The sequence below is a fragment of the Arthrobacter sp. 08Y14 genome (assembly GCF_002929455.1).
Classification (GTDB): Bacteria; Actinomycetota; Actinomycetes; order Actinomycetales; family Micrococcaceae; genus Arthrobacter_B; species Arthrobacter_B sunyaminii.
Genome location: NZ_PJIX01000006.1, coordinates 1 through 1876 on the forward strand (window position 1 = coordinate 1; position 1876 = coordinate 1876).

2 rRNA genes (1 of these 2 cut by a window edge) are annotated in these 1876 nt (G+C 54.5%); both read right to left on the reverse strand.

Going from position 1 to position 1876, the window contains the following annotated elements:
- Positions 1–63, reverse strand: a 5S ribosomal RNA gene (gene rrf, locus CXR03_RS17650); the annotation flags it as partial.
- A gap of 296 nt (positions 64–359) precedes the next feature.
- Positions 360–1876 (reverse strand): 23S ribosomal RNA (locus tag CXR03_RS17655) (it continues 1648 nt past the right edge of the window).

Genomic DNA, 1876 nt, shown 5'->3' on the forward strand with positions numbered 1-1876 from the left:
GTGGGTCTTAGCTTCCGGGTTCGGAATGGGACCGGGCGTTTCCCCCACGCTATGACCGCCGTAACCCTACCACCCACACCACCGGCCAACTGCTCCTGGTGGAGGGGAAAACAATGGGTCACAACCAAACACGTTTAACCGTGCCTGTCATGAAAAAGTATCCACGCGTAAGAATGAACACTCTCTTTTATTCTAAACCACCCAACCATCCCCGAAAGGACAATCAGCGGTTCGTTCCACGGTGACAAACCACACACGGGTTTGTTATCCGGGAACCACATAGTGGACGCAAGCAGCATGATCAACACAATCCTTGTTTGGCGGGAACGTTTGAAGTCGTTTCCTGCCCAGATTGTGGTGTGGTGTAAGTTATCGGCCTATTAGTACCGGTCAGCTTCACGGGTCTTTAGTCCCCGCTTCCACATCCGGCCTATCAACCCAGTGGTCTGGCTGGGGGCCTCTCACACACAAGGTGTATGGAAATCTCATCTCGAAGCGGGCTTCCCGCTTAGATGCTTTCAGCGGTTATCCCATCCGAACGTAGCTAATCAGCGGTGCACTTGGCAGTACAACTGACACACCAGAGGTTCGTCCGTCCCGGTCCTCTCGTACTAAGGACAGCCCTTCTCAAATTTCCTGCGCGCGCAGCGGATAGGGACCGAACTGTCTCACGACGTTCTAAACCCAGCTCGCGTACCGCTTTAATGGGCGAACAGCCCAACCCTTGGGACCTACTCCAGCCCCAGGATGCGACGAGCCGACATCGAGGTGCCAAACCATGCCGTCGATATGGACTCTTGGGCAAGATCAGCCTGTTATCCCCGAGGTACCTTTTATCCGTTGAGCGACGGCCATTCCACAATGTACCGCCGGATCACTAGTCCCGACTTTCGTCCCTGCTCGAGATGTCTCTCTCACAGTCAAGCTCCCTTGTGCACTTACACTCGCCACCTGATTGCCAACCAGGCTGAGGGAACCTTTGGGCGCCTCCGTTACTCTTTAGGAGGCAACCGCCCCAGTTAAACTACCCATCAGGCACTGTCCCTGACCCGGATTACGGGCCGAAGTTAGATATCCAGTATGACCAGAGTGGTATTTCAACGATGACTCCACCCGAACTGGCGTCCGGGTCTCACAGTCTCCCACCTATCCTACACAAGCCACACCGAACACCAATACCAAACTATAGTAAAGGTCTCGGGGTCTTTCCGTCCTGCTGCGCGTAACGAGCATCTTTACTCGTACTGCAATTTCGCCGAGTTTATGGTTGAGACAGCGGGGAAGTCGTTACTCCATTCGTGCAGGTCGGAACTTACCCGACAAGGAATTTCGCTACCTTAGGATGGTTATAGTTACCACCGCCGTTTACTGGGGCTTAAATTCCCAGCTTCGCCCGTAAGGGCTAACCGGTCCTCTTAACCTTCCAGCACCGGGCAGGAGTCAGTCCGTATACATCGTCTTGCGACTTCGCACGGACCTGTGTTTTTAGTAAACAGTCGCTTCCCCCTGGTCTCTGCGGCCCCGATCCCCTCCGGACAGCAAAGTGTCCATCAAGGTTGGGGCCCCCCTTCTCCCGAAGTTACGGGGGCATTTTGCCGAGTTCCTTAACCATAATTCTCTCGATCGCCTTAGTATTCTCTACCTGATCACCTGTGTCGGTTTGGGGTACGGGCGGCTAAAACCTCGCGCCGATGCTTTTCTAGGCAGCATAGGATCACCGGATTCCCACCAAAGTGGGTCCCGTCAGATCTCAGGTGCGTCATCCAAGACACAGTGACGGATTTACCTATCACTGACCCTACATCCTTAGACCAGGACAACCATCGCCCGGCCCGGCTACCTTCCTGCGTCACACCTGTTAATACGCTTACCTCCC